Annotated in this window: 28 protein-coding genes and 1 other annotated feature; of the genes, 1 reads left to right on the top strand and 27 read right to left on the bottom strand. The window is 41.0% G+C overall.

Translation table 11 applies throughout. From position 1 onward, the window contains the following. Positions 1 to 109: 109 nt before the first annotated feature. The 21 genes from B7705_RS03385 to B7705_RS03280 all read right to left on the bottom strand — a co-directional run bounded on the left by B7705_RS03385 (position 110) and on the right by B7705_RS03280 (position 20,327). The gene (locus B7705_RS03385) at positions 110 to 2,656 is read right to left on the bottom strand and encodes a M1 family metallopeptidase (protein ID WP_084947769.1); all 2,547 of its coding nucleotides are present in this window, start codon (positions 2,654 to 2,656) and stop codon (positions 110 to 112) included. A 121-nt stretch (positions 2,657 to 2,777) separates the two neighbouring features. Continuing rightward, positions 2,778 to 3,218, bottom strand: a complete 441-nt coding sequence (locus B7705_RS03380) for an ASCH domain-containing protein (protein WP_084947767.1) — start codon at positions 3,216 to 3,218, stop codon at positions 2,778 to 2,780. Continuing rightward, positions 3,215 to 4,063 (bottom strand): putative PEP-binding protein, encoded by an 849-nt coding sequence (locus B7705_RS03375; RefSeq protein WP_142358224.1) that lies wholly within the window; start codon positions 4,061 to 4,063, stop codon positions 3,215 to 3,217. Before B7705_RS03375 ends, B7705_RS03380 begins: the two co-directional genes overlap by 4 nt. A 41-nt stretch (positions 4,064 to 4,104) precedes the next feature. Next, entirely contained in the window at positions 4,105 to 4,833 is a 729-nt protein-coding gene (locus B7705_RS03370) for a GNAT family N-acetyltransferase (protein WP_084947764.1), read from the bottom strand. 7 nt (positions 4,834 to 4,840) lie between these two features. Next, the gene (locus B7705_RS03365; RefSeq protein WP_084947761.1) at positions 4,841 to 5,320 is read right to left on the bottom strand and encodes an NUDIX hydrolase; all 480 of its coding nucleotides are present in this window, start codon (positions 5,318 to 5,320) and stop codon (positions 4,841 to 4,843) included. A gap of 10 nt (positions 5,321 to 5,330) precedes the next feature. After that, the gene (locus B7705_RS03360; RefSeq protein ID WP_084947759.1) at positions 5,331 to 6,029 is read right to left on the bottom strand and encodes a 3-oxoacyl-ACP reductase; all 699 of its coding nucleotides are present in this window, start codon (positions 6,027 to 6,029) and stop codon (positions 5,331 to 5,333) included. Then, positions 6,022 to 6,258: a DUF2829 domain-containing protein gene (locus tag B7705_RS03355; RefSeq protein WP_000141913.1), complete on the bottom strand. Its 237-nt coding sequence runs from the start codon at positions 6,256 to 6,258 to the stop codon at positions 6,022 to 6,024. Before B7705_RS03355 ends, B7705_RS03360 begins: the two co-directional genes overlap by 8 nt. A 96-nt stretch (positions 6,259 to 6,354) precedes the next feature. After that, positions 6,355 to 7,281, bottom strand: a complete 927-nt coding sequence (locus B7705_RS03350) for an aldo/keto reductase (RefSeq protein WP_001269449.1) — start codon at positions 7,279 to 7,281, stop codon at positions 6,355 to 6,357. Between the two features lie 95 nt (positions 7,282 to 7,376). Beyond that, positions 7,377 to 8,396, bottom strand: a complete 1,020-nt coding sequence (locus tag B7705_RS03345) for a DNA/RNA non-specific endonuclease (RefSeq protein WP_084947756.1) — start codon at positions 8,394 to 8,396, stop codon at positions 7,377 to 7,379. A 170-nt stretch (positions 8,397 to 8,566) separates the two neighbouring features. Beyond that, the gene (locus tag B7705_RS03340; protein WP_084947753.1) at positions 8,567 to 10,591 is read right to left on the bottom strand and encodes a glucosaminidase domain-containing protein; all 2,025 of its coding nucleotides are present in this window, start codon (positions 10,589 to 10,591) and stop codon (positions 8,567 to 8,569) included. A 131-nt stretch (positions 10,592 to 10,722) separates the two neighbouring features. Continuing rightward, the gene (locus tag B7705_RS03335; protein WP_162284867.1) at positions 10,723 to 11,709 is read right to left on the bottom strand and encodes a dihydroorotate dehydrogenase; all 987 of its coding nucleotides are present in this window, start codon (positions 11,707 to 11,709) and stop codon (positions 10,723 to 10,725) included. Continuing rightward, a complete protein-coding gene (locus B7705_RS03330) occupies positions 11,672 to 12,472 on the bottom strand; it encodes a dihydroorotate dehydrogenase electron transfer subunit (RefSeq protein WP_084947748.1) in 801 nt (266 codons plus the stop codon). The genes B7705_RS03335 and B7705_RS03330 overlap by 38 nt, the downstream gene beginning before the upstream one ends. A gap of 246 nt (positions 12,473 to 12,718) precedes the next feature. Next, positions 12,719 to 13,099, bottom strand: a complete 381-nt coding sequence (gloA, locus tag B7705_RS03325; RefSeq protein WP_000157147.1) for a lactoylglutathione lyase — start codon at positions 13,097 to 13,099, stop codon at positions 12,719 to 12,721. 60 nt (positions 13,100 to 13,159) lie between these two features. After that, on the bottom strand, positions 13,160 to 13,519 hold the full coding sequence (gene rplT / locus B7705_RS03320) for a 50S ribosomal protein L20 (RefSeq protein ID WP_000124830.1): 360 nt from the start codon (positions 13,517 to 13,519) through the stop codon (positions 13,160 to 13,162). 51 nt (positions 13,520 to 13,570) lie between these two features. Further along, complete coding sequence (rpmI, locus tag B7705_RS03315) at positions 13,571 to 13,771, bottom strand: 50S ribosomal protein L35 (protein WP_001125942.1); 201 nt, start codon at positions 13,769 to 13,771, stop codon at positions 13,571 to 13,573. A 32-nt stretch (positions 13,772 to 13,803) separates the two neighbouring features. Further along, positions 13,804 to 14,334: a translation initiation factor IF-3 gene (infC, locus tag B7705_RS03310; RefSeq protein WP_007521573.1), complete on the bottom strand. Its 531-nt coding sequence runs from the start codon at positions 14,332 to 14,334 to the stop codon at positions 13,804 to 13,806. A gap of 15 nt (positions 14,335 to 14,349) precedes the next feature. Then, positions 14,350 to 14,481: a sequence feature (ribosomal protein L20 leader region), on the bottom strand. Positions 14,482 to 14,638: 157 nt separating this feature from the next. Next, positions 14,639 to 15,823: a hypothetical protein gene (locus B7705_RS03305; protein ID WP_084947747.1), complete on the bottom strand. Its 1,185-nt coding sequence runs from the start codon at positions 15,821 to 15,823 to the stop codon at positions 14,639 to 14,641. Next, the gene (locus B7705_RS03300; protein ID WP_084947743.1) at positions 15,820 to 16,413 is read right to left on the bottom strand and encodes an ATP-binding cassette domain-containing protein; all 594 of its coding nucleotides are present in this window, start codon (positions 16,411 to 16,413) and stop codon (positions 15,820 to 15,822) included. The genes B7705_RS03305 and B7705_RS03300 overlap by 4 nt, the downstream gene beginning before the upstream one ends. A gap of 403 nt (positions 16,414 to 16,816) precedes the next feature. Further along, positions 16,817 to 19,057 (bottom strand): DNA internalization-related competence protein ComEC/Rec2, encoded by a 2,241-nt coding sequence (locus B7705_RS03290; protein WP_084947740.1) that lies wholly within the window; start codon positions 19,055 to 19,057, stop codon positions 16,817 to 16,819. Further along, positions 19,041 to 19,691 carry a helix-hairpin-helix domain-containing protein gene (locus B7705_RS03285; protein ID WP_084947739.1) on the bottom strand — a complete coding sequence of 217 codons (651 nt, stop codon included), beginning with the start codon at positions 19,689 to 19,691 and terminating at the stop codon, positions 19,041 to 19,043. The genes B7705_RS03290 and B7705_RS03285 overlap by 17 nt, the downstream gene beginning before the upstream one ends. Positions 19,692 to 19,757: 66 nt before the next feature. Next, positions 19,758 to 20,327, bottom strand: coding sequence for a GNAT family N-acetyltransferase (locus B7705_RS03280; protein WP_084947736.1), 570 nt, complete (start codon positions 20,325 to 20,327; stop codon positions 19,758 to 19,760). Positions 20,328 to 20,502: 175 nt separating this feature from the next. Between B7705_RS03280 and ald the strand changes: the two genes are divergently transcribed. Continuing rightward, positions 20,503 to 21,615 carry an alanine dehydrogenase gene (gene ald / locus B7705_RS03275; RefSeq protein ID WP_084947734.1) on the top strand — a complete coding sequence of 371 codons (1,113 nt, stop codon included), beginning with the start codon at positions 20,503 to 20,505 and terminating at the stop codon, positions 21,613 to 21,615. A 61-nt stretch (positions 21,616 to 21,676) separates the two neighbouring features. Here ald and B7705_RS03270 read toward each other — a convergent pair whose 3' ends face one another. From B7705_RS03270 to pyrH, 6 genes are all read right to left on the bottom strand, one after another. After that, positions 21,677 to 22,663, bottom strand: coding sequence for a PhoH family protein (locus B7705_RS03270; RefSeq protein ID WP_084947732.1), 987 nt, complete (start codon positions 22,661 to 22,663; stop codon positions 21,677 to 21,679). An 80-nt stretch (positions 22,664 to 22,743) separates the two neighbouring features. Further along, positions 22,744 to 22,959: a YozE family protein gene (locus B7705_RS03265; protein ID WP_001232084.1), complete on the bottom strand. Its 216-nt coding sequence runs from the start codon at positions 22,957 to 22,959 to the stop codon at positions 22,744 to 22,746. Next, the gene (locus B7705_RS03260) at positions 22,956 to 23,561 is read right to left on the bottom strand and encodes a GrpB family protein (RefSeq protein ID WP_084947729.1); all 606 of its coding nucleotides are present in this window, start codon (positions 23,559 to 23,561) and stop codon (positions 22,956 to 22,958) included. Before B7705_RS03260 ends, B7705_RS03265 begins: the two co-directional genes overlap by 4 nt. 11 nt (positions 23,562 to 23,572) lie before the next feature. Further along, entirely contained in the window at positions 23,573 to 24,427 is an 855-nt protein-coding gene (gene cvfB / locus B7705_RS03255; protein WP_084947727.1) for an RNA-binding virulence regulatory protein CvfB, read from the bottom strand. Positions 24,428 to 24,486: 59 nt separating this feature from the next. Then, positions 24,487 to 25,044: a ribosome recycling factor gene (gene frr, locus B7705_RS03250; RefSeq protein ID WP_001262236.1), complete on the bottom strand. Its 558-nt coding sequence runs from the start codon at positions 25,042 to 25,044 to the stop codon at positions 24,487 to 24,489. A gap of 7 nt (positions 25,045 to 25,051) precedes the next feature. Next, complete coding sequence (gene pyrH / locus B7705_RS03245; protein WP_000002990.1) at positions 25,052 to 25,789, bottom strand: UMP kinase; 738 nt, start codon at positions 25,787 to 25,789, stop codon at positions 25,052 to 25,054. Positions 25,790 to 25,853: the final 64 nt, after the last annotated feature.

Below are 25,853 nucleotides of genomic sequence, written 5' to 3'. Positions count from 1 at the left end.
CAGAAACTCCTCCTTGTTATGATTATTATACCAAAATTGCCTTAAAAAAAACTCAACTCTCTCTTGTTTTGAGATAGAAAGTTGAGTTTTTATTTACATTTCGAACGAATTAAGCCTTAGCATATTGGGCTACAACAGCTTCTACTGCCGCTTTCTCACGCTTAATCAAGTCAACACGCGCTGCGATATCCTTGATCCCCATACGAATGTTTCGGCTAAGAGCAAGGTCCGAGAGTTGTGGTTCAAAGAATTCCTTGTACTCATCCAAGCGTTGATCTGTTTTAAAGATATGCGATGGGAAGATGACAAAACTATCAAAGCTCATGTCGCCACCAAGAGCTGCCTTGATCCAATCCCAGTTTTCACGCGCCCAAACCCAAACAGTTTCTTGGGTAGCTTGGTGTCCTAGGAACTGGTAATACCAAGCAGACAAGTCTTGTGGTTTCACAACAAACTTATCCTTCCACGAACTAATCAAGGTTTGGATATTGTCAGCATCTGTACTGTAGGCTAGAGCAGCTGCCAACTGGCGTTTGAAAACAGCATCTGTGGCATGAGTGTAGAGGTCCAGATAAGTTGCGACCAAGTCCTTGGTCTCATGGTGTTTCATCTCATTGATGAGAACTTGTGCACGGATAGCTGCTGGAAGGCCTGCAAGATTCTCCTTGTGAGCTGCAAAGATTTGGCTAGCGACTTGACTAGCTTCTGCATCATTGGAGCGAATCATCATAGAAACGGCCAACTGACGAACCAATTCATCCTCATCTGATTCTCCATCTTTTGCTTCAAAACCAAGACGGTCATAGTTGTGACGAGCCAATTTAGCAACGAGTGTATTAAAGGCTTTCTCAGTCTCTGTTCCTTCATCGATAAAGCGCTCAAGGGCAGAAATCACTTGAGAAACAGCTGAAACCACAAGGTAAGACTCTTCCTTAGCAAGTTTATCAAGGACTGGGAGCAAGTCCGCATAAGAAATGTGCCCTGCCTCAGCAAGCAAACGACGTTCTTGAACGATTTGCAGTTTACTTGTGTTATCAAGTGTCTCTAGCTCAGCAAGAACAGCTTCTAACAAGTCTCCTTGATAGTCTGTAATGTAGTGGGCTGTATTTTCAGTGTTGAGACGAAGTGCTCCTTCGTTTTCAGCAAGAAGAGCGGCATAGCCTGGAATTTCGATACTTTCAGTTTCAAGTGTGTCTGGTAAGCCTTTCCAGTTGCTGTTGAGTGGGACAACCCAGAGACGGTTCTTGTCTTCGTGCTCACCGATAAAGAATTGTTTTTGTGAAATCTTCAAGACGTCATTTTCAACTTTGACAGTGAGAACTGGATAACCAGGCTGTTCCAACCAAGAATCCATGAAGGCTGCAACATCACGTCCCGATGCTTGACCAAGGGCATTCCAAAGGTCACGACCGATGGTATTACTGTACTGGTGCTTTTCAAAGTAAGCATGCAAGCCTTTAGCGAAATCAGCATCTCCTAGCCAACGGCGAAGCATGTGCATGAGACGGCTTCCTTTGGCGTAGACAATAGCGCCATCAAAGAGCGTATTGATTTCATCTGGGTGTTTGACTTCGACATGGACAGACTGAACACCATCCGTCGCATCGCGTTTAAGCGCAGCTGGAACTCCACCTGTTTGGAAATCTTCAAAGATATTCCAACTTGGCTCGATGGCATCCACACAGACGTATTCCATCATGTTAGCGAAGCTTTCATTAAGCCAAAGGTCATCCCACCATTTCATAGTCACGAGGTTTCCAAACCATTGGTGAGCCAACTCATGTGCTACAACTAGGGCAACTTGTTGACTGCTAGCAAAGGTTGAGTTCTCATCTACAACCAAGTATACTTCACGGTAAGTTACAAGACCCCAGTTTTCCATAGCACCCGCTGAGAAGTCAGGAAGGGCGATATGAAGCGATTGAGGAATTGGATATTTAACTCCGTAGTAATCTTCGTAAAACTCAATCGAACGAACGGCGATATCCAAAGAGAAATCAAGGTTAGATAATGGGTGAGCTTTGGTTGAGTAGACACCTACAAGAGTACCGTTTTTAGTTTTAGCGGTCACCCCTTGCAAATCACCAGCAACAAAAGCCAACAAGTATGAAGACATGCGAGGTGTTGTCGCAAACTTCCAGATACCTGTTTCCTTGCGGTTTTCAACATCAATCTCAGGCATGTTAGACAAGGCAACTTCACCTTCTGCTTGGTCAAAACGAAGAGCGAGATCAAAGGTTGCTTTGGCTTCAGGTTCATCCACACATGGGAAGGCTTCGCGTGCGAAATGGCTCTCGAACTGGGTAGACAAGACTTCCTTCTTCACTCCATCAACAGTGTAGTAAGATGGGTAAATCCCTGTCATGTTGTCTGTGATTTTTCCTGAAAAAGCGATGACCACTTCAACTTGACCAGCCTCAGCCAATTCGATATGAAGGGCTTCATTTTCATGATCAACTGTAAATGGACGAGCTTGACCTGCAACTTCTACAGAAGCGATTTCCAAGTCTTTTTGATGAAGGGAAATACGGTCACTTTTGGCTTGACCAGTGACGGTAACTTTCCCAGAAAATGTCTTGGTCTCACGACTCAAGTCTAAAAATAAATCATAGTGTTCAGGAACAAATTGCGTAATAAAATGTTCAACTGCTTGCATAGTTTTCTCCTATTCTAAGTTTAAGAGCTGCTGCTCTTCTTCAAACAAACTTATTATATCATGTTTTGCTTAAGAAAAAAGGATTGGACGGCGATTTCCAAAACTTTCTTTCTACTAAAGTTTACTGTGGATAAACCTTGCGAAATTCTTCCAAAACAATCTTGCTGTCAGGTGTAAAAGTCAGACCTGCCTCTCTCAGCCACTCGGCGAAACAGTCCTCATGAACCTGACGCCAATAGGCTAGGGATTTGTCACCTTCCCCTTCCTTAAAGGCATGTTCAGCAGAAACTTGATTGAAGGGTTCAACAGAAACCTTGGTAATTTTGACAATACAGACAGCCTGATCTTGGCTATCTAAAATAACATCAAAGGTCCCTTCTTGCGGAAGGGGTTCATCTTCTAGTGCGTAGAGGTCGTAGGCTGAAGCGGTTGCCGTCTTTTCGCCTTTTAAAACCAAGTCTGCCAAGAGATCGGCTTCTACTCCAAAAGCCCAAGCATCTATCTCATCTCCGATAGAAGGGTTAATTTTCTTATAGGCATTCCACATTTCTTGCGGTGTCATAGGTTGCTCCTTTGTAATTTTTTACTTTTTTCTTTTATGTGTTTGAGATGGTCTGGATGTTCAATTTCTAAATCAAAAATCTCTGGAATAGAACTATAGTGGATAATGCACTTAATCTCCATCTGATTCATTTTTTGTATGAAAGAAAGATTCAGATAACCTGCTACAGCAAAGTCAATCTTTTTCATACTTGCTTTATCCTGCATATCTCTCAGCATATCTAACATTATTGGACTTTCCATATCATGCCATTGACTGTTTCTCACAGTCGCAAAAACAAAAGAAGTCAAATCATTCATTCCAACTATAATCTTTGAAATACCCGTTTCTATTATTCTGTCCAAGTCAAAATAAGCTGACGGTAATTCAATCATTGTGCCGACTTTTCCAGTAAAACCATGCTGACGTAATACTGTAATAGCTTGTTTTAATTGGTCGGCATCATTGACAAAAGGAAAAATAACAGACAGATTGGGATTTGTTTGATAAACTTCTGTAACGACATGTGCCTCAGCCTGAAATTCATTCGGACACGCCAACGAACGCCTGATTCCTCTATACCCAAATAAGGGGTGCCGTTCATCAAAATGCTCTTCAGTTCCCTCAAGATAATTAGCTTCTATATTCGTTAATTCCGAAAAGCGATACCAGACTTCTTCATATGAGTACAAGGAGCAAATAGCAACTAGATAATCTTTTACAAATTGCTGACAACTTGATAACAGTATGCTTTGATTGAGCTCTCTCAGTAAGTATTCTCCACGAATCATACCAACATGATGCAATAGTTGTGGGTAAACTTTTTCAGCGATTTTCTCGCCACTAAGGGCTAGCTGGTTTTTCATAGCCATTCACCTCGTCTTAAAAGATACAACATCAGATATCATTATATGACACTTTCCTCTAGTTCAAAAGCTTCATAAGGTTCAACTAACTCATATCCTAAAAATTCTGCTACTTTTTTGGAAGCCTCGTTATGAGCATCCCAAAGTGGAAACATATCTCTATTTAAACTCTCTAGAATCATTGTAGCACCAAGCTTTTTAGCAAATCCATTTCCTTGTTCGTTTGGTCTAGTTGCAACTTCCACTTCAACTGCTCCACGGTAGACTAAGCCTGAGGAAATCCCAGCAATCAGTTCATTATTTTTAAGAATCACAAAGCCAAATCCACCTTTTAAAACAAAATCCTGATAGGACTCAAAATCCCCCTGTAAATCTTGTGACCATTCTTTCTCAGAAAAACAGTTATAAATCTGATTATCAATAGGCACAATATTGTAACCTTTCTCTAAATCAGTAACTAGATCATTTAGAAATTCAACTTGAAAATTTTCCTTATCTTTAAAAGAATAGCGAGTAAAAGAATTTAGCCCTACTTTCCGATGCAGAAAATCTTGCCAATTGGTATTTTCTGAAATAATAATCTTATAATCTAAACCATATTTTCTAACAAAATCTTCCCAAAATCTAGAATCTAACTCCCCTGCTAGGTATAGAAAATTCCCAACATCATAAAAGCTTGTTGTCCTATCACTATTTCGGTAGACAGTTCCGATTTGAGATTTAAGACCATAGAGAACCATATTTTTCTTCCATGTTTTAAATAGTTCCATTATCCCCCTACTTCACCTTCCAATTTCTATAGCTTGTCATATCTAATTCTGGAAATCCTGATAATTCAGACTTAACCTTCAAAACTAATGGCGATGCATTTTCTGTAGTAATTTCTTCCAAATTCAACCAAAGTACATTTGCTGAATCATTACTTCCATCAAGAACCTCCTGAGAAATTGAATTTTGAGAGTGTTCAAAATCGAGTACTATATCATAAAAGGCCATGATATGATGTACTGCAAAGTCTTGCCCATCTTCTTGAACCAGCACATCATAAATCCTAGGATTAGCGTAACCCTTAAGCTTATATCCTGTCTCTTCCATAACTTCTCTAATCAGCGTTTCCGTCAGTCCTTCACCAAGTTGCTGACTACCGCCCGGTAGATCATAACGATGTTGATAAGGGCCTCTCGTTTTTTCAATGCAGAGTAACTTCCCATTTTCAAAGCAAATGCCATAGACTCCAAAGTGTTTTTTGATTTCCATTCAACTCCTCCTACTTCAAAGACCAGCCACCATCTATTGTCAAGATTTGTCCTTGCATGGCGCTCGCTTTTCCACTTGCTAGGAAAAGGCTAATCTCCGCTATTTCCTCTGGCTCAATCCAGCGCTTGATAGGCGTTTCACTAGCTACCCAGTCTGCCAATCCACCTGGTTCAAAGTCCGAAGCAGTCATAGCTGTCTTGACCGCTCCTGGAGCGATACCAAAGACCTGAATCCCAGCTTCTGCATAGTCTAGAGCCAACTGCTTGGTGAAGCCAGCCAAGGCATGTTTGGAAGAAGTATAAGCGTGTCCACCTCCGCCAGCCAGACTCGAAGCAATCGAACACATATTGATAATAATTCCTTTTTTATTTTCCAGCATTTGCATCAAATAATAGCGAGTCAACTCAACAGGAGTCACATAGTTGATTTCAAAAATCTCTTGAATTTCCTGCGCTGTTTGCTCCAAAAGTGGTTTGTAATCATCCAAGACTCCAGCAGTATTGCACAAAATATCCACCTGAGGACACCAGTCAAAAACAGGATCTAAATCAAGAGTTAAATCTCTCTGTAAAAAGTGGAAATCACCGTCTAAGATTGGCTTTTCGACTTGATCCACACCGTAAACTTGATAGCCATTCTCTAAAAAGAGTCGAGCTTGAGCAAGTCCGATACCTGAACTCACTCCCGTAATCAATACACGTCTAGTCATGCACTTCTACCCAATCCGTTGCCAAAACATCACAAGGTGTCGGGCTCCACATGGAAAAACCTTCCCCTTCTCCAGACACGTTGATTAGGAAATAGGGCGTCACCTCAAGAGCTACACCATTTTGCTCAATGGTATCAAAAAGTTGGACGTAGTTTTCAGCCCCTCCCCAACCAGTTCGTACATATTTTTTCTTAGCCTTTAGTCCAGGAAGAATTTCTTCAAAAGTCATGATGTTCTCCTTTAATTCTATATTCTTCATTTAATTATAACAAAAAACCGTTTTCCAACGGCTTTTTGACTGTGATTTATTTAAATCTGCTTCTACTTACGGCAAATTATTCCCTGCTGCAAGATAAATTTCATACCATTCTTTTCTTGTTAAGCTAAAGTTTGCCGCTTGGCTAACTTCTCTCAAATGCTTAGGATTTGTTGTACCTACGACTGCCTGCATTTTTGCTGGATAACGCAATATCCAAGAAATGGCAATAGTTGAAGGGGTTACTCCATATTTAAAAGCTAGACGATCAAGTACTTGATTCAAAGCTTGAAATTTCTCATTACCAACAAAGTTCCCTTTAAAATACCCGAATTGTAAGACAGACCATGCTTGAATGACCACATCGTGTAATTTGCAATATTCAAAAACGCTGCCATCTCGCATAGTTGCTTGACTATCTTCCATATTAACATGAAAACCTGATTCGAATCCTGGAGTAAAAGCCGCACTCAATTGTAGCTGATTAACAGCTAACGGCTGCTTGACATCTTTTTTAAGCAACTCCATCATCATAGGATTTTGATTAGAAACTCCAAAATCTCGGACCTTACCTTGTTTATAAAGAAGATCAAAGGCTTCTGCTACTTGGTCAGATTCCATCAAAGCATCTGGTCGATGAAGAAGCAAGCTATCTAGATGATCAATCTTCAATCTTTGCAAAATTCCGTCAACTGATTTTATAATATAGTCCTTAGAAAAATCAAAATAGGTAAATTCTTCAATGCGAATGCCACATTTGGACTGAATCCACATCTTTTCTCTTAAATCTGGACGATTTTTTAGGACAATACCTAACAGTTCTTCACAACGACCACGACCATAAATATCAGCCAAGTCAAAAGCATTGATTCCAACAGAAAGTGCTGTTTCTACAAGCTCTTCAACTTCTTTTACAGACTTATCTTTTATTCTCATCATTCCGAGAACAATTTCTGATAATTCTTTGTCATCTTGACCAAGAGTTATGTATCTCATCAAATTTTTCTCCTTTAATTCTACATTCTTAATTTAATTATAACAAAAAACCGTTTTCCAACGGCTTTTTGACTGTATATCTACTAAATTTCTTCCTACCACTGCAATCCGGCTTCTCTAATTTCTTTCTTGGAAGCAAATTTACCATTTGGTCTGTGCCATCTTCCGTTTTTATCTCTAAAGTAGCCACCTGAATTTGTAGATGGCGAGTTTGATTCCTGGCTTTCTTCCTTTTCTTGTGCGGCTTGGCGAGCTTTTTCCTGTTCTTCTTCTTTTGCTTTCTTTTCAGCGGCTTCTTTTTCTTCAGCCTCTTTCTTGGCTTTTTCCTCAGCTTCCTTCTTAGCTTTTTCTTCTTTGTTTTCGACTGTATTTTTAGCCGTACCATCTAAGTAATTGATTTCCGCATTAGCTGAAACATTGTCTAAAACGACATGCGTCACCGAATACTGATCAACCTTTTCCTTACTACCACCCAACTTGATTTCCAAGAGTTTACCATTTTCATCTATTCCCACATACTGCAATTCAATCTGTCTCGGAATCAGTTCATCTTTTTGATAGATTGGGGTCACCTTATAATCAAGATAGTAGTTTGGGTGATTGGCCAACCATGAGTCCAATCGATTTTCATAATAAAGCATACTTTCTTGATTTGTATTATCTGTACCATAATATGTACCAGCATTGAGCCAGTTAGTCATCGGAACCAAGTTTTTCTTTTCATCGTTCAATCCGCTAAACTGGTAACCAATTAAGTGGCCTCGATTCATCAACCAAGCCTTTTTAGAGCCATCTCCATAATAAAAATTATAGTTGTGCCAACCAACCGGATTATAACTTATCTTAGGCTCTCTCTTCTCAGTTGGCTCATCGCTGTCCTTAAGTTGAATATGAGCACCCGTTGCGCGTGATTTAGAATCCAATTCCCCAAGTTCTAGTTGCTTCTCATTTTTAAAAGGCAAGAGTCCGGCTTCTTTAAACAACTTCTCATCAAACTTGATTTGCTTCTGTTCAATTTTTTCTTCTGGGACCTTTGATTCCGCCTTATGTCCAGAACAAGCAACTAGTGTTGTGATCGAAAGCAAGGCGATTGAGAAGGATAGTAGCTTTTTCATAAAAGTCTCCTTTGTTTTCATATAGTAATTAGATTAACATCTTCTCTTACATTTTACTATCATTTTGTTAATTGTTCAAGAATAAAGAAGCTGTTATTATACCATTTTCACTTCAATGCCCAAAACAAAACGATAACCACTTTTCAGTAGTTACCGTTGATTTCTTTTGATTAGTCTTTTCCGCCAAGTTTGCTATTAATAGTCATCATGATACTGGCAATTTTCTCTCCCCAGTATGGGTCAGAAGCATAGCGAACATTCATTCCAGTTGCTTTGTTTCCAAGGTGGTCTCTGCCATAGTCAATGTAATTTTCACGAATCCACTTAGCCGCACCGAGAATCCCCTTGTCCACATCATCAAATTTTTTGGCTGAGGTATACGGGCTCGAATCATAAGCTGCAATTCCAAAGAAGTTATTCTTATCCTTGGCAATCTGGCTCCGACCCCAAGCACTCTCGAGTGCACTATGCGCCATCAAGTAAAGAGCATTTACACCATAGCGTTTCTCAGCTTCCTTAAAAATAGCACCCTTACCAGCGAGACGACTATCCCGAATATTCATCAAAGAATAAACTTTATCCAATTCAGCTGCGCTGTAATTACTTGGTTTAGTCAAATTTCTAAAGAGGAAGGGGTTTTCAATGGTAAAGCCATCAAAATGAATTCCATCAGTTGAATAATATTTCTTACCAATAGTCATAGCTGAGCTATGTGGCGCAACACGGAGACTTACATAAGGTGACAACTCATGGTAAAAATACTTGCCATCACTTGTATAATGAGGGACAAATTCACTATCTTTATCAATAGCTACTAAATCACTTTTATTCATGAAGCCGGATAAACCAGAAATATTGACTGGTATTTGACTATCTTTTTTAGATTGGACATCTCCAAGTGAGACGATAGTTCCTTTGGATACATAACTCAATCTTTCACCAGAAGCGCTATAAACATAAGCAGTAATCGGTTTCACTTTGTAATATTTTGCCTCTGAGATCCACTTCCCATTATTCTGGAAGGAATACTCTTTACCTTTGATCGTAAAAGTACCTGTTACATATCGACCATCATCTTTTAGATAGTACCAAGCATCGTAATCTTTGTCAAAAATCCATTCATTTTTGGCCATATAGCCACCAGATTTAAGGTAGTATGAACCAATCCATTCACGGGAAGCATAGGCCCCACCTGATTTCAAGTAGAACCAGCTATTGTAGGATTTATCAAAAATCCACTCTTTTTCCGCCATAGCGCCACTATCTTTCAGATAGTAGTCACTTTTCCACTGGCTACTTGCCATCACACCATCGCTATTGAAATAGTACCATGTTCCTTTGATTTTTTCCCATTTATTGCGGGAAATCTTGCCTGAAGCTGTAGCATAGTACCACTTGTCAGATATTTTCACCCAATCATTTTCTGCCATGGCACCACTACCTTGGAAAAGATAGTCATTATAGATGGTGCGACTAAGCATGACACCATCCTTATCAAAGTAATACCAAGAACCTTCAATCTTTTCCCATTTGTCACGAGAAATCTTGCCTGAAGCTGTGGCATAGTACCACTTGTCAGATATTTTCACCCAATCATTTTCTGCCATGGCACCACTACCTTGGAAGAGATAGTCATTGTAGATAGTACGGCTAAGCATGACACCATCTTTATCAAAGTAATACCAACTGCCTTCAATCTTTTCCCATTTGTTGCGAGAAATTTTGCCTGAAGCTGTGGCATAGTACCATTGGTCAGATATTTTCACCCAATCGTTTTCCGCCATAGCACCGTTACCTTTGACAAGGTAATCATCAATTATAGTATTACTGAGCATAATGCCATTTTTATCAAAGTAATACCAAGTACCACTAATTTTTTTCCAGTTTACGACAGGCTGGTTATTTTCATAAAAACGCCAGTTTCCTTGTTCTTTCTGCCAACCTTCCTTGATAACTTCCTCTTTTTTTTCCTTTTTGGATGAGTCATCTTTAGAAGAATTTTCCTCTTTTACAACCGGCTCTTTCTTGGGCTCCACTTGAGAAACTTCTTTCTTGGGAGCAGCTTCCTCTTTTTTCTCGACTACATCTGTGGTCTGAGTTTTTTTCGTAACCTGAGATTCTTCAGCATATACAGATGTCTTTGCAAATCCTGCCATAGAAAGAACGACAGTACTTGCAAGTAGTATCTTCTTCATTTTATTCTCCTCAGTAGAAAACTATCTACACTATTACTATTTTATAAAACCTATTGTAACATAGTTGACTAACGAAAATATTACAAATTGATGAAGATTCTATTTCTTGTTGACGATAAGGAAAGACTAGCTTATCTCAGACTGGCTTTGACTTCCTTGCGTAGTTCTTCCAAACTGCTAATGCCATACTTGTCCATGACTTTTGGCAGATTTTCGATGATATAAGGACAGGCGTAAGGATTGGTAAAGTTGGCTGTTCCAACTCCGATGGCAGATGCCCCAGCCAGATACATTTCTATCGCTGCTTCAGCCGAATCCACTCCTCCCATTCCAATGATGGGAAGGTCGGTTGTTTGGGCGACTTGGCGGATGAGTTTGAGGGCTACTGGAAAGACTGCTGGTCCAGACATTCCACCTGTTCCATTGGCTAGGATTGGCTTTCTGGTTTTGAGGTCAAAGCGCATACCGACTAGAGTATTGATCATGGTTAAGCCACTTGCTCCCGCATCTTCTGCGGCTTTGGCAATGGTGACAACATCTGTCACACTAGGGGTTAACTTGACATAAACTGGCACATGGGAAGCTTCCACAGCTGCTTTTACCACTTCATAAGCCAGATCAGGATCTTGCCCAATCAAAAGTCCATGATTGCCATGATCCACATTCGGACAGGAGATATTAAGCTCGATAGCTTTTACATTTGCAGCCTTGGAAATTCCCTGAGAAATGGAAGCATACTCTTGTTTTGAAAAGCCTGCAACATTGGCGATGATGGGAAGCGTAGGATACTCTCTTTCCAGCCAAGGCAGTTTTTCAGCCAAAACAGCTTCTAAACCCGGATTTTGCAAGCCGATTGCATTGAGCATACCAGCAGGGGTCTCTGCAACTCTGGGAGTTGGATTGCCAAAACGCGGTTCAACTGTCGTCGCCTTGATCATAATAGATCCTAAAAGGTCTAAATCATAGTACTTGGCATATTCTTGACCAAAACCAAAACAGCCTGATGCTGGAATGATGGGATTTTTCAAATCCAAGCCAGGTAGAGAAACTTGTAAACGATTTGTAGTCATGACTTTCTCCTTATAATACAACTGTCCCTGTGCGAAAAACAGGGCCATCTTCACAGACTCGTTGACTGACAGTCTCACTATCTGGCACTTTTAGGACACAGGCATAGCAAGCTCCCATCCCACAAGCCATACGAGATTCTAGAGATAGATAGGCTCTTGGGTGGTCATAAAACCTTTGATTGATGTACTTCATCATTCCTGGAGCCCCACATGAGTAGACGGCGTCAAACTGATTTTCTAATTCATTGATGACGACTGACACATTTCCCTTGATGCCATAAGAACCATCATCTGTCGTTACAAAGACCTGACCATATTGGGCCAATTCCTTTTCGAGAATAACAGCATCCTTGTTAGCAAAACCGAGAACTGTTACTACTTTCACCCCACGCGCATACAATTCCTTGGCTACCTCAAGCAAGGGCGGAACACCAATCCCCCCACCAACGAGAAGAACTTGGCTCTGGTCGTCCAGATCAGACAAGTCAAAACCGTTCCCCTGAGGTCCCATCACATCAAGTGTATCACCCTGACTTAATGTTGAAAAAATAGCTGTCCCAGCACCTTCAATCCGATAAATGAGCCGACACTGCTTCTTAGCCTTGTCAATAGACGAAATTGAAATAGGACGACGCAAGAGATGGGCATCATCAGGCACACGCAAATGTAGAAATTGACCTGCTCGCATCGCTTCAACCATCTCCCCTTCTAGGACTAATTCAAAGATTGCTGGCGCAATTTCCTCCTGTGCAACCACCTTCATGGTTTCCAAACGAATCGCACCCAAACGCTTCTTACATGTGGGATTCATGATTTTCCTCCTTAAATTTTAAGGGGATCAGATAAAGAAAAGACCTTGCAATAGCAAGGTCTCAGTCGAGATAGGACAGAACTCATGCGCACACTTAAAAAGTCTCCACAGAGAGTTCCCTATCACTTTTATCTGACACCTTGTGAGTCTCTCTGGACTCCCCTTAAAGGTTAAATTTGTATTAGTATACTCTTTCAAAGAAAAAAAGTCAAGTAGAAAACGAACATTCTACTTGACCTTACTGGATTATTTTTCACGAATGACTTCAACCTTGTAGCCATCAGGATCCTTGACAAAGTAATAGTTTGGTTGAGTTCCTGGAAGTCCATTAGGCGCTGTAACCTCATAGCCCTTCGCGCTATGTTCTTGATGAAGCGCCTCAAGGTCAGGTGTACTGAGGGCAATATGGGCAAAGCCATCACCTACCACATAAGGACCGTGGTCATAGTTATAGGTCAACTCCAACTCGTAGTCATCACCATCAAGTCCTAGATAGACAATCGTGAAGGCATGGTCTGGAAAATCTCTGCGACGCAATTCTTTAAAACCAAAAGCATCTTGATAAAATGCGATAGATTTTTCAAGGTTTTCTACTCGCAAGCAAGTGTGTAGCATTTTTGAAGCCATATTATTCCCCTTTATTTTTTTAAAAAGACTGGGACAATCCTGTACCAGCCTTATCAACTATTATTTACCAAGTTTTGCTTTAGCTGCATCTGCAAGAGCTGTGAAAGCTGCTGCATCGTTAACAGCCAAGTCAGCAAGCATTTTACGGTTAACTTCGATTTCAGCCAATTTCAAACCATGCATCAATTGTGAGTATGAAAGTCCGTTCAAACGAGCTGCCGCATTGATACGAGTGATCCACAATTTGCGGAAGTCACGTTTTTTCTGACGACGGTCACGGTATGCATAGTAGTAAGAGTTCATTACTTGTTCTTTTGCAGTACGGAACAAGATGTGTTTAGCTCCATAGTAACCTTTTGCTAATTTAAGAATACGTTTACGACGTTTGCGTGATACAACGCCACCTTTAACACGTGCCATGTTTTATTTCCTCCAAATATTTCCTAGAATTGTTTACTTACTATTAGGCTATTATTTCAAGCGAGTAAGCATTGCTTTGATACGTTTGAAATCTCCTGAATGCACCATAGATGCTTTACGAAGATGACGACGTTGTTTCTTAGTTTTTCCGTGGAAACGGTGAGAAGTGTAAGCACGGAAACGTTTAAGTCCACCAGAACCTGTACGTTTGAAACGTTTAGCTGATGCGCGGTGTGTTTTTTGTTTTGGCATGATTTTTTCTCCTTTATTTAACTTTCTGACAATTATTTTTTGTCAGTTGCTGGCGCCAACTGCATGAACATTTGGCGTCCATCCATTTTAGCACGTTGTTCGATGATTGCAATATCTTGTGTTGCTTCAGCAAACTCGGCTAAAACTTTTGCACCAATCTCTTTATGGGTGATCATACGCCCTTTAAAGCGAATGGATACCTTAACTTTGTTCCCTTTTTCAAGGAACTTGCGAGCATTGCGAAGTTTCGTTTCGAAATCACCCTTATCGATAACTGGGCTCAAACGAACTTCTTTCACGGTCACAACGCTTTGTTTTTTGCGTTGCTCTTTTTGCTTTTTCTGGTACTCAAATTTGAACTTACCGTAGTCCATAATTTTAGCAACAGGCGGTTTTGCTTGGGGTTGAATCAATACCAAGTCAACATTTGCACTATCAGCCAATGCTTGTGCTTCGCTGAGTGGCTTAATGCCTAGCTGTTCTCCCTCAAGACCGATCAAGCGAACTTCACGTACACGAATTTCATCATTGATGAATAAGTCTTGCTTTGCTATGGTTTTCACCTCTTTTTTATTATTAGAGAAAAACAAGAACGGGCCTGTAATGATACAAGCCCGCACGTTATGATAGCGTTTCTTAGAAACTTTTCATCCGTAGGGCCAGGCAACTTGATGTCACAAGGCGAGAAGCTCTCACTTCTGCTTTTCTCAACTTTTATATGATACCAAGTTTTCTATCCCTTGTCAAGATAAAAAGTCGTTTTTTCAAAAAACTTTCTGTTTTCTTCTTGATGTCCGCATCAAAAAGAGAGAACCTTGTTGGTTCCCTCCCTGTGTTAGTTTTTTCCTCACCTTCCGTATAGGAATGCTAAGAGCAATTAACGACTTCCTTTTTACGTGAACTTCCCCATCTTTCAATAAATAGAATACCCACTAACAAAAGGATAATCAGGCAAGGAAGTAAGACCATCCCCATGCTCCAATTTAGATTGATATTATCAATTTGCTTAGGTAATCTTCCAGATAAAATCTCTACTGAACGCAAGTAAGTAAAGGGAATCAGATGTGCAATACTCTGAAGAGGCTGGATCGTTTGGATACCAAACAATAAGCCAACAATCCCAATGAGGGAAAGAAAGAGGACAGGCATTTTTTGCTTGAAAAAGTAAGCAATCAAGTAGACGACTTCCACAATGACAATAAATGCTAAGAAAGTTAAGAGCAAGCTAGGAAATAACACATCCTGTATCTTCCCAATAGTTACCTCTTGATTCGCTAAGCTATAGATTGGGTAGGGATAATCTAACTGTCCAAAACCACTTATCAGACTTCCCACTAGAAAAGAAAAGCCACAGATTCCGATAAACAGCACGGTTACATAACCCACCCCAACTCCAAGAGAGGACATGGCAAATGTCACTTTTGAAAAAGGATATAACTGAGCTGTATCGAGATTATTTTGATATCTTTCTGCGAACAGTTGTGTTAGCATAAAGATAATAGCAATCACAAACAAGGTCGGGATGATCGTCTCTAAAATCCAGACAATCTGATCAATCCCGTGGGTCGGAAACTCCAAAATATGTGCTTTTATGTTTAAGGGATACAGGGCTTGGTAAATCTTTCGTTGGCGGTCAACTGACATTTTAAATTCAGAGCTAGAAGTCGGTTGATTTGACATAACTTCATAATTCTTCTCTTCATCTTGCCACTGCAAATAGTAGGCTTCTTTCCAGCGCCCTTCTTTTAATAAATTCAGAATTTCTGTCTTTCGCTTCAAAAGATTTTTTTGCGATTCTAAATTACTTTTAGCAAACTGGTATTCCTCCGAGCTGGTGTCAGATATTTGGGAGAGTTTCTCTTCATATCCATTGATGACTCTCTCATCTTTTACAAGACGGGTTTCCAACTCGCTCTCCAAGCTGTGTGAGTTTGCAGTCTGACTATTTAAATAAAAGGTAACACCGAGTACAGATGCAAATAAAAGTAAGATAATCCAGTTTAAACGACTTTTGAAAACTTTCTTTAATAAAAATAGGCTAATATCTTTCATAACGGAACCTCTTCTATCTGCCCCTGACGAATGGTTACCATGCTATCGCAAATCTCCACTAACTCCTCTTTGTAGTGGGAACTCAAAAGAACCAGCTGTTCTTTTCTATCGATTTGTGCCAGCCTATCAAAAAACTTCTGTCGATAATATTCGTCTAAACCATTTGTTACCTCATCCATGAGCCAGCATTTCGCCTGACTGAGGAAATACATGGCAATCACCAAGCGTTGCTTCATGCCTAAGGAATACTTGCGGATGGGAAGGTTGATATAGTCAGACATTTCCCAATAGGCGATTTCGTCCCCCAAGTTTAGGTCTGACTTCCAGATGTTTTTTATGAGACGAAGGTAGTCCATCCCACTTAAGTTTCCATCCAGCCATTCAACGCTCTCATAATAAAACAAAGAAGGAGAGGCTGCGATATGTCCACTACTAAGGGGAAGCAGCTTGCTAATAGCGCGGAATAGTGTCGTCTTTCCCGAGCCATTGATAGCAAGAAGGCCATAAATCCTGCCCTTTTCAAATGTGAAATCAACATCTTGTAAGATGACTTGTCGCGTTTTTAAGGTAACATGAGTAAGAGTTATCATATCCAGCCCTCCTTCTTCTAAACGTTTAACTATTAATATCCGTAAGTATAGTAGTTTATGACCTCATAACGAACAGAATGCCAATCAGACCAACTTTATAGTCATCGTAGAGTAATAAGCAGACCATCTTGAAATGTTTACATATTTATGTCCGTGGTAATTCATACTAAACTTCCAAGCGGTATTCCAATCATATCAATAACTTTTAGTGACTGTCACAGCAGATACACTGGACTGAAAAAGACCAATAGATAATAAACTAGCTAATAAAACGACTTTTGCTGATTTTTATGTTTTCATTGCATTTATATCATTACTATTGAAAACACTTTCATTATATCGTTTTTCTCAGTATTATGCAACAGATTTTAGTTTATTTTACTAATATATAACATTTTTCTTCCTAACGAACGCTTTCTATTTGCCAACTCTTCCATCCTTTAAAGCGAATGGCTCCTTGCTGATCAGTTCGGTAAATCTTACTCTTGATTCCTTCTAGTCGTGTCAATGTCTCCTGATGGGGGAGCTTCACACGATTGTTCTTTCCAACTGAGATGAGTGTAATTTCTGGTTTAAGTTTTTCCAGAAAAGCTGGATTTGATGATGTTTTAGCACCATGCTGGCCAGCTTTCAAGACATCCACCTCTAAGGTAGGGTGTTGCTTTAAAAGTTCCTTCTCTCCCTTCTCCTTCAGGTTTCCAGTAAAGAGAAAGTGCTTATCCAAGAGTTTTCCATAAAGAACAAGGGTATCATCGGGACTAACTTCTCCAATTTTTTTTGGAGATAGAACTTCTAAGTAACCGCCAAAAATCGGTAAATTCTCCCCTGTCGTCACACTTTGCACCTTGGTGTTAGTCGCTTGTAGTTCTGCCACAAATTCCTTCTGTGTCAGACTTCCTTTTGATACTAAAATCTCCCCGACTTGGAAAGCCTTGGTCACCTCCAGCAAATCTCCAACATGTTCCTTCTCTGTGTTGGTCAAAATCAGCTGGTCAATCTTGGCTACTCCGCGACTTTTTAGATAGGGAATCAGGGTTCGCTGGGCATTGCTACTCGTCGCCTTTTTTTGCCAATCCTCGATTTTCTTGTCGGTTTCTGCTTTACCACCCACATCTATGAGGATGGTTTTACCAGTCACATCCCGTAGAAAAATACTTTCCCCTTGCCCTATATCCAGCATGGTAATTTCATTTTCCAGCGGATGCTTGGTCAAGAAAAAGAGACCCACGACAAACAAGCCTAGTATTGCTAGTCTTTTGAAGTTTTTTCTCATATCATAGACCAAGGCTAGGGAAATAAGCAGTAACATTAAAACCAAGGAACTTGGTTGTCCAAAGACCAAGGGCCTACTTGCCATCTGCGATACCAAACGAATGATGCTCTCCAACCATTCAAAGATAAGGTTAAATTGAACGGCAGGATAGACAAAAGAAAAGGCGAACAAGATAGATAAGAGTGGTAAGAAAATCAAATCAAAAAGAAAGGAAAATACAAAGGTCAAAAGGATAGACCAAGGCTGAAATTCTGCAAAATAGAAGGATAGAACGGGCAATATTCCCAAGGAAATGACTAGACTTTCTCTGGCAACAGCCTTGAGCCCCTCCCCTTCTTTGCTTGTCATGGTCAAGATAAAAGCGTAAGCACAGGACAAGACACCTCCTGCCGTTAGGAAAAAGTTGGGCATAATGATAAAGAGGACAAGAACCGTCAAGGCAAAATTGTCCAAGCCCTTAACACCATGTTGGGCTAGTAACTTTTGCAAGAGACTGCGGATGACCGAAGCTGAGAATCCTGTCAACCCTGCATAGACCAAAGAGAATGGATAAGCCAACCATTTCCACTTTTCTTGAGTTAATCCCAATCGCAAGAGGAGTTTCTTAAAGGCATCCATAAAGAAACCTACCTGCATACCCGACAATGCAAAAAGGTGGATAATTCCTAGACTGGAATAAAGCTCATTCATCTCTTCAAAGTCGGTATCCAAATGTCCCAGCAGAAGACCTGTCATGTAGTTGCGCATAGGATCTGGAAAGTTCGTCTTGATCCAAACTACAGCCTTTCGACGTAGGCTTGATAGGTTTTCACCAATATCCCAACTGCTAACCTGTTTCATTGACTGGATACTCTTGATAGTCAAAGTTTGGTAAATTCCTTGAGTTTTCAGATAGGATTGATAGTCAAATCCACCAAAATTTCTCTGCCCTTCTGGCTCGGACAGTTTTCCTTCTAGTTCTATCTCATAAATATCTGTCAAGGCTTGAAAGTGCTCTTTCTCCTCCTCGGACTGGAGTTTATAGTAAACTTGGAAGGTACGGCCGTCAGCCTTGCCACGAAAGGACATGCTATCTCCATTGACTTTGATAGTATCTGGTAAAACCCTCACCTTTTCAACATAAGCGACTAAGTTTTGACTAGCTTGTGTCTGGTGCCAAGTTTGAAATAGAAACCAGACTCCAAAACAACTACAAATCGCTAGAACTTTGCCTGCAGATTTCCAAGGAAATTGAAAAAAGAGGCAGATCAGCAAAAAAACAAAGCCTAGTAAAGCAAGATAGGACGCTGAGAAAATGGCATAGTAAAGCCAAAGTAACAAAAAACCCAGATAGATTAAGGGGATAGGAAGAGTCTTAATCCACTGTAACATAGTCTTTTAACTTTTCTATGGTCTTTGCACCAATACCAGAGACCTTCTTGAGTTCGTCTACCGACTTGAATTTGCCATTTGCCTCACGATGGTCGATAATGTCCTGAGCTCGTTTCCCTCCAAGTCCTTTGACCTGTTTGAGTTCTTCTAGGCTGGCCTTGTTGAGATTGACCTTCTTTTCTTTACTTGTCGAAGAAGTCGTTCCAGAGGCGGTCTGCTGACTAGCTACTTCTTCCCCCTTACTCGGGACATAGACCAGAGCCTCGTCACTAACTTTCTGAGCTAGATTGAGCGACTTACTATCTGCTTGCTCTGTCAAGCCACCTGCCTTCTGAACGGCATCATGGACTCGACTCCCTACTGGCAAATCATAGATCCCCGGCGATTTAACAGCACCTTTGACATCTACTGTAATCAAATCTTGTTCAGGGGACTCTTCCTTTTCTTCCTTCTTCACTTCTTTTTCAGACGATGAATCCCTTGAAACGGCTGCAACTTCAGCCTGCAAATTTGTTTCTTTCACAGATGTTTGTGAACTTGGTTTTAGCAGAAAAAAGCCGCCTAAGGCCAGACCCAAACCTGCACAGATGACAATGATTTTATACTCTTTGATTTTCTCGATAATTGCTTCCATATTTTCTCCTCTCTTTGATTATTCGTAAGAGGAAGAAAAAACAGTCGAAAATTTCTTTTCAACTGCTTATTTATTTGCAAAATAGTCTTCCTTGGTCAAGACATAATGAACTCTTGTAACGATTCGACCTTCCTCATGCAGATCAAGAGCTGCATACTCTTCGTCATGAGAATAACGCATACCGGACTTCTCCATCACTCTACCAGAAGCTGGATTTGCTTTGTCATGAACAGCTATCAACTTATTCATCCCTATCTTCTCAAAAGCCAGCTCAATCACCGCACGATTGGCTTCTGTCGTCAATCCTTGATTCCAATACTTTTTATTGATAATGTAGCCAATAGCTGCCTTCTTAAAAACAGGATCAATCTTGTGCAAATCAATGGTTCCGATAAACTGACCATTGCTTTTTAGTTCGATCCCCCAGCGTCCCAAGGGATTAGCCAAGTAGAACTGAGCTATGTTATTCTTGGTTTCTTCCAAGCTTTGGTTGGTTGGAAAAGTGTAGCGTGTATTTTCTCTGTCTGAGGCATACTCAAACATAGCTTCTGCATCATCCAAAGTTACAGGTCGGAGCACTAAACGCTCAGTCTCCACTATTGGATACTGGGCTAGTTTTAAAAAGGGTGATTCCATACGTTTCCACCATTCAAAAATATTTTCTATCAGTCTAGCATAAAAAAGAAGTTACAACAAGTTTTTCTTGCTTTTTAAAGCGGTTTCATATACAATAAAACCATCACATTTTTCATTTATGAACTGGAATGTGACAACTAAAACAATACCGTCAATTGAAAGGTAGGTTATCTCTATGTTAATCGGAATTCCAAAAGAAATTAAGAACAATGAAAACCGTGTTGCCCTCACACCTGCTGGTGTTTATAGCTTAGTTAGCCGTGGTCACCGCGTCCTCATCGAAACAAATGCTGGTCTCGGTTCAGGCTTTACTGATGCGGACTATCAAAAGCAAGGTGCTGAGATTGTCGCTACTGCTGCTGAAGCTTGGGCAGCTGAGTTAGTCGTGAAAGTAAAAGAACCACTAGCTTCTGAATATGGCTATTTGCGCGACGATCTTCTCCTCTTCACCTACTTGCACATGGCTGCTGCTCCAGAGTTAGCAGATGCCATGCTAGCAGCAAAAACAACAGGAATTGCCTATGAGACTGTCCGTGACTCCCTAGGTCACCTACCACTCCTCGTTCCTATGAGTGAAGTTGCCGGTCGTATGGCAGTTCAAATCGGAGCCCACTTCCTTACCAAACAAGCTGGCGGCTCTGGTGTCCTACTTGGTGGTGTACCGGGTGTTCCAAAAGGAAAAGTAACCATCATCGGTGGCGGTGTCGTCGGTACGCATGCTGCCCGCATCGCCCTTGGACTTGGTGCACAAGTGACTATTTTAGATATCAGTGCCAAACGACTCTCAGTTCTAGAAGAAGTCTTCGGAAACCAAATCCAAACTCTTATGTCCAATTCTTTCAACATCGAAGCAAGTGTGAAAAACGCTGATGTGGTGATTGGAGCCGTTCTCATCCCTGGTGCTAAAGCTCCGAAACTGGTGACAGATGAGATGGTCAAACAAATGCGTCCAGGCTCTGTCATCGTTGACGTTGCTGTTGACCAAGGTGGTGTTATCGAAACAGCTGACCGTGTGACAACGCACGATGAACCTGTCTATGAAAAACATGGTGTTCTCCACTATGCCGTTGCCAATATCCCTGGTGCGGTTGCCCGTACTTCGACCATTGCCCTGACCAATGTCACCCTTCCTTACATCGAAGCCTTAGCAGGAAAAGGTTTTAAGAAGGCAATCACTGAAGATCAAGGCTTACGTGAAGGAGTTACAACTTACCAAGGTTACTTGACTAGTCTTCCAGTTGCTCAAGGGCTAGATAAGGATCACACTTCGATTGATGAACTTGTCTAAAAACATTAACTAGTTAACACAGATACGATAAAGAGCAGTTTCATCTGAACTGCTCTTTTTGCTATTCTGTTTCTTCGTTCTTCTCTTCATTTTTAACTGGAGCTGGTTCATAGGCTCGGATAATCTGAGCGACAACTGGATGGCGAACCACATCCTTAGCTGAAAAATGAACAAAGTCGATTTGGTGAATATTCTTGAGCTTTTCTTGGGCATCAATCAAACCGGACTTGACATTTCGTGGCAGGTCAATCTGACTAATATCTCCATTGACAATCATCTTAGAATTAAAACCTAAACGAGTCAAGAACATCTTCATCTGCATGATGGTCGTATTTTGCGCCTCATCGAGAATAACAAAGGCATCATCCAAGGTCCGACCACGCATGTAGGCAAGGGGCGCGATTTCGATAATCTCACGCTCCATGAGACGGGTCGTTTGATCTTTTCCGAGAATCTGATACAAGGCATCGTAAACAGGTCGAAGGTAAGGATCGACCTTCTCCTTGAGATCACCCGGAAGAAAACCTAGACTCTCACCTGCTTCCACTGCTGGTCGAGTGAGGATAATCCGCTTGACTTGCCCACGTTTAAGGGCAGTCACTGCCAAGGTCACTGCAAGAAAGGTCTTCCCTGTCCCTGCAGGTCCGATTCCAAAGGTCACATCATGCTGTTTGACACTATCCACATAAAGCTTTTGACCCAAAGTTTTGACACGGATCGGTTTCCCAGTATTGTCCTTGATAATTTCTTCTTCGTAAAGGGCGACAAACTTGTCGATTTCATCGTTTTTGACCATGCTAATCGCAGTGACCACATCTGGTGTGCCAACCGTCATTCCTCGATTCACCAAGACCATCAAAGCCTGGATAACCTGACGGGCTTCCTCACAGGCAGTCTCTTCTCCCAAAACCTGGACAATCTCCGTACGGGCATGAATCACCACATCGAGCTCTTCTTCCATTAAACGAAGATGGCGCTCATTGGATCCAAAAAGATGAAACAGGTCATCTGGATGACTCAGTTGAATGTCTATTGAATGTTCCTTCAAATAAAGAACCTCTCTAATCCGTTTATTTCTTTTTATTATAGCAAAGAGAACAATAAAATACTAGCCTCATCTCATTGTCTCTAGTGTTCTAAGTATTCTTGCCAGATGGCATCAAAATCTCCTAGGTTAAAAGAGAAACTGGCATGCTCCTCCAAAAAGCGACTCACCTCATCAAAATCATCCGTGTGTTTTGGGAAGGCTGACTCCTCAAAAGCGAGGTCTGCCAAAATGGCTTTGGGACTATTACTTTTAGGATTGCGCTCAGTCATGAGCCAAGTGTAAAATGATTTTCTCAATTCTTTCTCCTATCAAGAGTTTTTTGATGACACTTTTCTGATTTTTGAAAATTACTGGACTTAGCCTCTGAAACGTAGTGGTTTATAAAATCCGTTTTCGCATCTGTATAGGCGTCTCGATTGTGTTCAAATTTTTTCCATAAACTTAGTTTTAATTCCTGATACGCTTGGGCAATATCTGGATGCTGGCAGAGATAATCTCTAAAATAAATCTCGTCATGATCTCCCGTCATTCGCAAATGTAAATGATAAACTTTCTCAGCAAATCCCTGCTCTGTATATCCTTTATTTAGCGAAATCCTGTTAGGACTCTCCGACATCAGTAGCCAACCATTCTTCACCAATAAATCCCTAACTCTTGCTAAATCCTCTTTTCTACCTACTTCTAGCAGAATATCGACGATATTTTTGGCCCAAATATTAGGGATAGCAGTGCTACCGATATGCTCTATTCTTTGAATAACATTGGCACCCAATATTTTTTTCAGACTTGTTTTTTCAAATTCATACCAGTCTTTCCACTCTGACTTGTGCTCTACTAGAAAAATAGGAAAAAGTTGCCAGAGTTCCTCTAAACTCATTTCTTCAAGTTTCTTTATCATGTCTATAAGGTTTAAATCAACTCTGTACCAAACTGGTCTTGCTTGATTTTGCCAGCCTTCATCAAACCACCGAGTGCTTTCTTGAACTGACCTTTAGAAATGCCAAAGGTTGCCTTGATATCCTCAGGAGATGACTTATCATTCAAGGTCATAAAACCGCCATTGCTTTCCAAGTAAGTCAAAATCATCTGGGCATCATTTTCCAACATCTCAAAAGAACGTGGTTTAAGGGAGAGGTTCAGAGTGCGGTCAACCTCACGGAAACCAATGACACGCGCTTCTAATACTTGTCCTAAACGTGGCTCTGCGTAGCGCTCACTTGGGTGAATGAAACCAAGCATGTTATTCTCTGGTAGGTAAACAAAAGTCCCTGACAGCTTGAGACGATAAACAATGGCTGGCCAGTTTTGATTCTGCATGTTGTTGTAAGCAGGACGAGCCAGACGCTGGAAGTCTTCCTGATAAGCCAAGAGGCCCCAGATTCGGTCTTTCTTGTCCACTTCAAGACGGATGTAGAGTTGATCCCCCTTCTTTGGCCAGAGTTCCTTGAGTTCAGGAAGGATATCTAGTGACACTACGATTTCCTTGTCAGGTAGACCGGTATCCACAAAGACACCCAAGTCCTTACGAACTTCTGTTACAGTTCCCCAACCAAATTGGTCCTGAGTGGCAGTCACTTCTAAGGTTGTCAGGCGGAGTTTTTGCTTCATATCCGTGTAGGCAAAACCTTTGACCGTATCCCCTACTGTATGTTGCCCTTCTTCCTTGGCAAGTGCATAGGTTTGACCATCCTTCTGCACAAAGTAAAAACGGTCATTTTCATCGATGATGAGTCCAACGATAAAACTTGCAAGATTTGTATTCATATTTCCTTCTTTCGAATAAAACTCAGCCAGCAATGCCAACTGAGTTTTTCTGTTTATTTTTAGACTTCCAAGAGTTCTTTTTCTTTATTGGCAGTCATGTCGTCAATGTGTTTCACAGCGTCGTCTGTTACTTTTTGAATATCTTTTTCAAGAGTCTTCAATTCGTCTTCAGTGATTTCTTTTGCTTTTTCTTGTTTCTTGGCTTCGTCCATAGCGTCGCGACGGATATTGCGGACAGCCACTTTAGCATTCTCACCGACCTTCTTCACTTCTTTGGCAAGGTCACGACGAGTTTCTTCTGTAAGAGCAGGGATAACCAAGCGAATCACAGAACCGTCGTTAGCTGGTGTGATACCAAGATCAGAAGCGTTCAAGGCACGTTCGATGTCTTTCAATGAAGACTTGTCAAATGGTGTTACCAACAAAACACGCGCTTCTGGAATGGTAATTGAAGCGATTTGGTTAAGAGGAGTTTCGACTCCATAGTATTCTACGTGGATACGGTCTAGCAAGCTTGCGTTGGCACGACCGGCACGGATACCGCCAAATTCACGAGCAAGTGATTGGTGAGACTGGGTCATTCTCTCTTTAGCTTTTTCTACAATTGCATTAGCCATAATTTTCTTATTCCTTTTCTTCGATATTGTTTGAAACTGTTGTTCCGATATTTTCACCAAATACGACACGTTTGATGTTACCTGGTTGGTTCATGTTGAAGACCACCAAGTCAATGTCGTTGTCCATAGAGAGGGTGGAAGCTGTTGAGTCCATGATACGAAGACCTTTGTTGATAACGTCACGGTGGGTCAATTCTTCAAACTTAACGGCAGTCTTGTCTTTCTTCGGATCAGCATTGTAAACACCATCTACGCCATTTTTAGCCATAAGGATGGCATCTGCTTCAATTTCAGCCGCACGAAGGGCCGCTGTTGTATCTGTTGAGAAGTAAGGTGAACCAATTCCAGCACCAAAGATAACGATACGGCCTTTTTCAAGGTGGCGAAGGGCACGTCCACGTACGTAAGGCTCAGCCACTTGTTGCATAGAAATAGCTGTTTGCACACGCGTATCAACACCAACTTGCTGCAATGAATCTGCCATCACAAGAGCATTCATAACGGTCCCAAGCATTCCAGTGTAATCCGCCTGAACACGGTCCATTCCTGCTTCTGCAGCAGGTTCCCCACGCCACAGATTTCCTCCACCAATAACAAGGGCAATTTCGATCCCTAGACTATGAACTTCTTGAATCTCTTTTGCAATTTTTTGAACTGTTTGGATATCAATCCCTACGCCACGTTCACCTGCAAGAGCCTCACCTGATAACTTGATTAAAATACGTTTATACTTGGGGTTCGCCATTTTTACTCTCCTTTTTTCATCCTACCTATTTTATCACAATTTCTAAGATTTTTATAGTACCATG

The sequence above is a fragment of the Streptococcus oralis subsp. dentisani genome (genome assembly GCF_002096685.1).
In the GTDB taxonomy this organism is placed as follows: domain Bacteria; phylum Bacillota; class Bacilli; order Lactobacillales; family Streptococcaceae; genus Streptococcus; species Streptococcus oralis_AD.
Note: the sequence above shows the minus strand (reverse complement) of the source record. Positions and strands in the feature narration are given on the sequence as shown.

Excerpts from the sequence above, each read along its gene's own strand:
- B7705_RS03355 (WP_000141913.1), bottom strand. The coding sequence starts at position 6,258 with ATGACTTTTGAAGAAATTCTTCCTGGACTAAAGGCTAAGAAAAAATAT.
- B7705_RS03370 (WP_084947764.1), bottom strand. The coding sequence starts at position 4,833 with ATGGAACTATTTAAAACATGGAAGAAAAATATGGTTCTCTATGGTCTT.
- B7705_RS03365 (WP_084947761.1), bottom strand. The coding sequence starts at position 5,320 with ATGGAAATCAAAAAACACTTTGGAGTCTATGGCATTTGCTTTGAAAAT.
- B7705_RS03330 (WP_084947748.1), bottom strand. The coding sequence starts at position 12,472 with ATGAATCCCACATGTAAGAAGCGTTTGGGTGCGATTCGTTTGGAAACC.
- B7705_RS03345 (WP_084947756.1), bottom strand. The coding sequence starts at position 8,396 with ATGAAAAAGCTACTATCCTTCTCAATCGCCTTGCTTTCGATCACAACA.
- cvfB (WP_084947727.1), bottom strand. The coding sequence starts at position 24,427 with ATGAATACAAATCTTGCAAGTTTTATCGTTGGACTCATCATCGATGAA.
- B7705_RS03335 (WP_162284867.1), bottom strand. The coding sequence starts at position 11,709 with ATGGCCCTGTTTTTCGCACAGGGACAGTTGTATTATAAGGAGAAAGTC.
- B7705_RS03350 (WP_001269449.1), bottom strand. The coding sequence starts at position 7,281 with ATGAGATACATAACTCTTGGTCAAGATGACAAAGAATTATCAGAAATT.
- frr (WP_001262236.1), bottom strand. The coding sequence starts at position 25,044 with ATGGCTAATGCAATTGTAGAAAAAGCTAAAGAGAGAATGACCCAGTCT.
- B7705_RS03340 (WP_084947753.1), bottom strand. The coding sequence starts at position 10,591 with ATGAAGAAGATACTACTTGCAAGTACTGTCGTTCTTTCTATGGCAGGA.
- rpmI (WP_001125942.1), bottom strand. The coding sequence starts at position 13,771 with ATGCCAAAACAAAAAACACACCGCGCATCAGCTAAACGTTTCAAACGT.
- B7705_RS03380 (WP_084947767.1), bottom strand. The coding sequence starts at position 3,218 with ATGACACCGCAAGAAATGTGGAATGCCTATAAGAAAATTAACCCTTCT.
- rplT (WP_000124830.1), bottom strand. The coding sequence starts at position 13,519 with ATGGCACGTGTTAAAGGTGGCGTTGTATCACGCAAACGTCGTAAACGT.
- B7705_RS03280 (WP_084947736.1), bottom strand. The coding sequence starts at position 20,327 with ATGGAATCACCCTTTTTAAAACTAGCCCAGTATCCAATAGTGGAGACT.
- B7705_RS03300 (WP_084947743.1), bottom strand. The coding sequence starts at position 16,413 with ATGATAACTCTTACTCATGTTACCTTAAAAACGCGACAAGTCATCTTA.
- B7705_RS03290 (WP_084947740.1), bottom strand. The coding sequence starts at position 19,057 with ATGTTACAGTGGATTAAGACTCTTCCTATCCCCTTAATCTATCTGGGT.
- gloA (WP_000157147.1), bottom strand. The coding sequence starts at position 13,099 with ATGGCTTCAAAAATGCTACACACTTGCTTGCGAGTAGAAAACCTTGAA.
- B7705_RS03375 (WP_142358224.1), bottom strand. The coding sequence starts at position 4,063 with ATGAAAAACCAGCTAGCCCTTAGTGGCGAGAAAATCGCTGAAAAAGTT.
- B7705_RS03260 (WP_084947729.1), bottom strand. The coding sequence starts at position 23,561 with ATGATAAAGAAACTTGAAGAAATGAGTTTAGAGGAACTCTGGCAACTT.
- B7705_RS03305 (WP_084947747.1), bottom strand. The coding sequence starts at position 15,823 with ATGAAAGATATTAGCCTATTTTTATTAAAGAAAGTTTTCAAAAGTCGT.
- B7705_RS03285 (WP_084947739.1), bottom strand. The coding sequence starts at position 19,691 with ATGGAAGCAATTATCGAGAAAATCAAAGAGTATAAAATCATTGTCATC.
- ald (WP_084947734.1), top strand. The coding sequence starts at position 20,503 with ATGTTAATCGGAATTCCAAAAGAAATTAAGAACAATGAAAACCGTGTT.
- B7705_RS03360 (WP_084947759.1), bottom strand. The coding sequence starts at position 6,029 with ATGACTAGACGTGTATTGATTACGGGAGTGAGTTCAGGTATCGGACTT.
- pyrH (WP_000002990.1), bottom strand. The coding sequence starts at position 25,789 with ATGGCGAACCCCAAGTATAAACGTATTTTAATCAAGTTATCAGGTGAG.
- B7705_RS03385 (WP_084947769.1), bottom strand. The coding sequence starts at position 2,656 with ATGCAAGCAGTTGAACATTTTATTACGCAATTTGTTCCTGAACACTAT.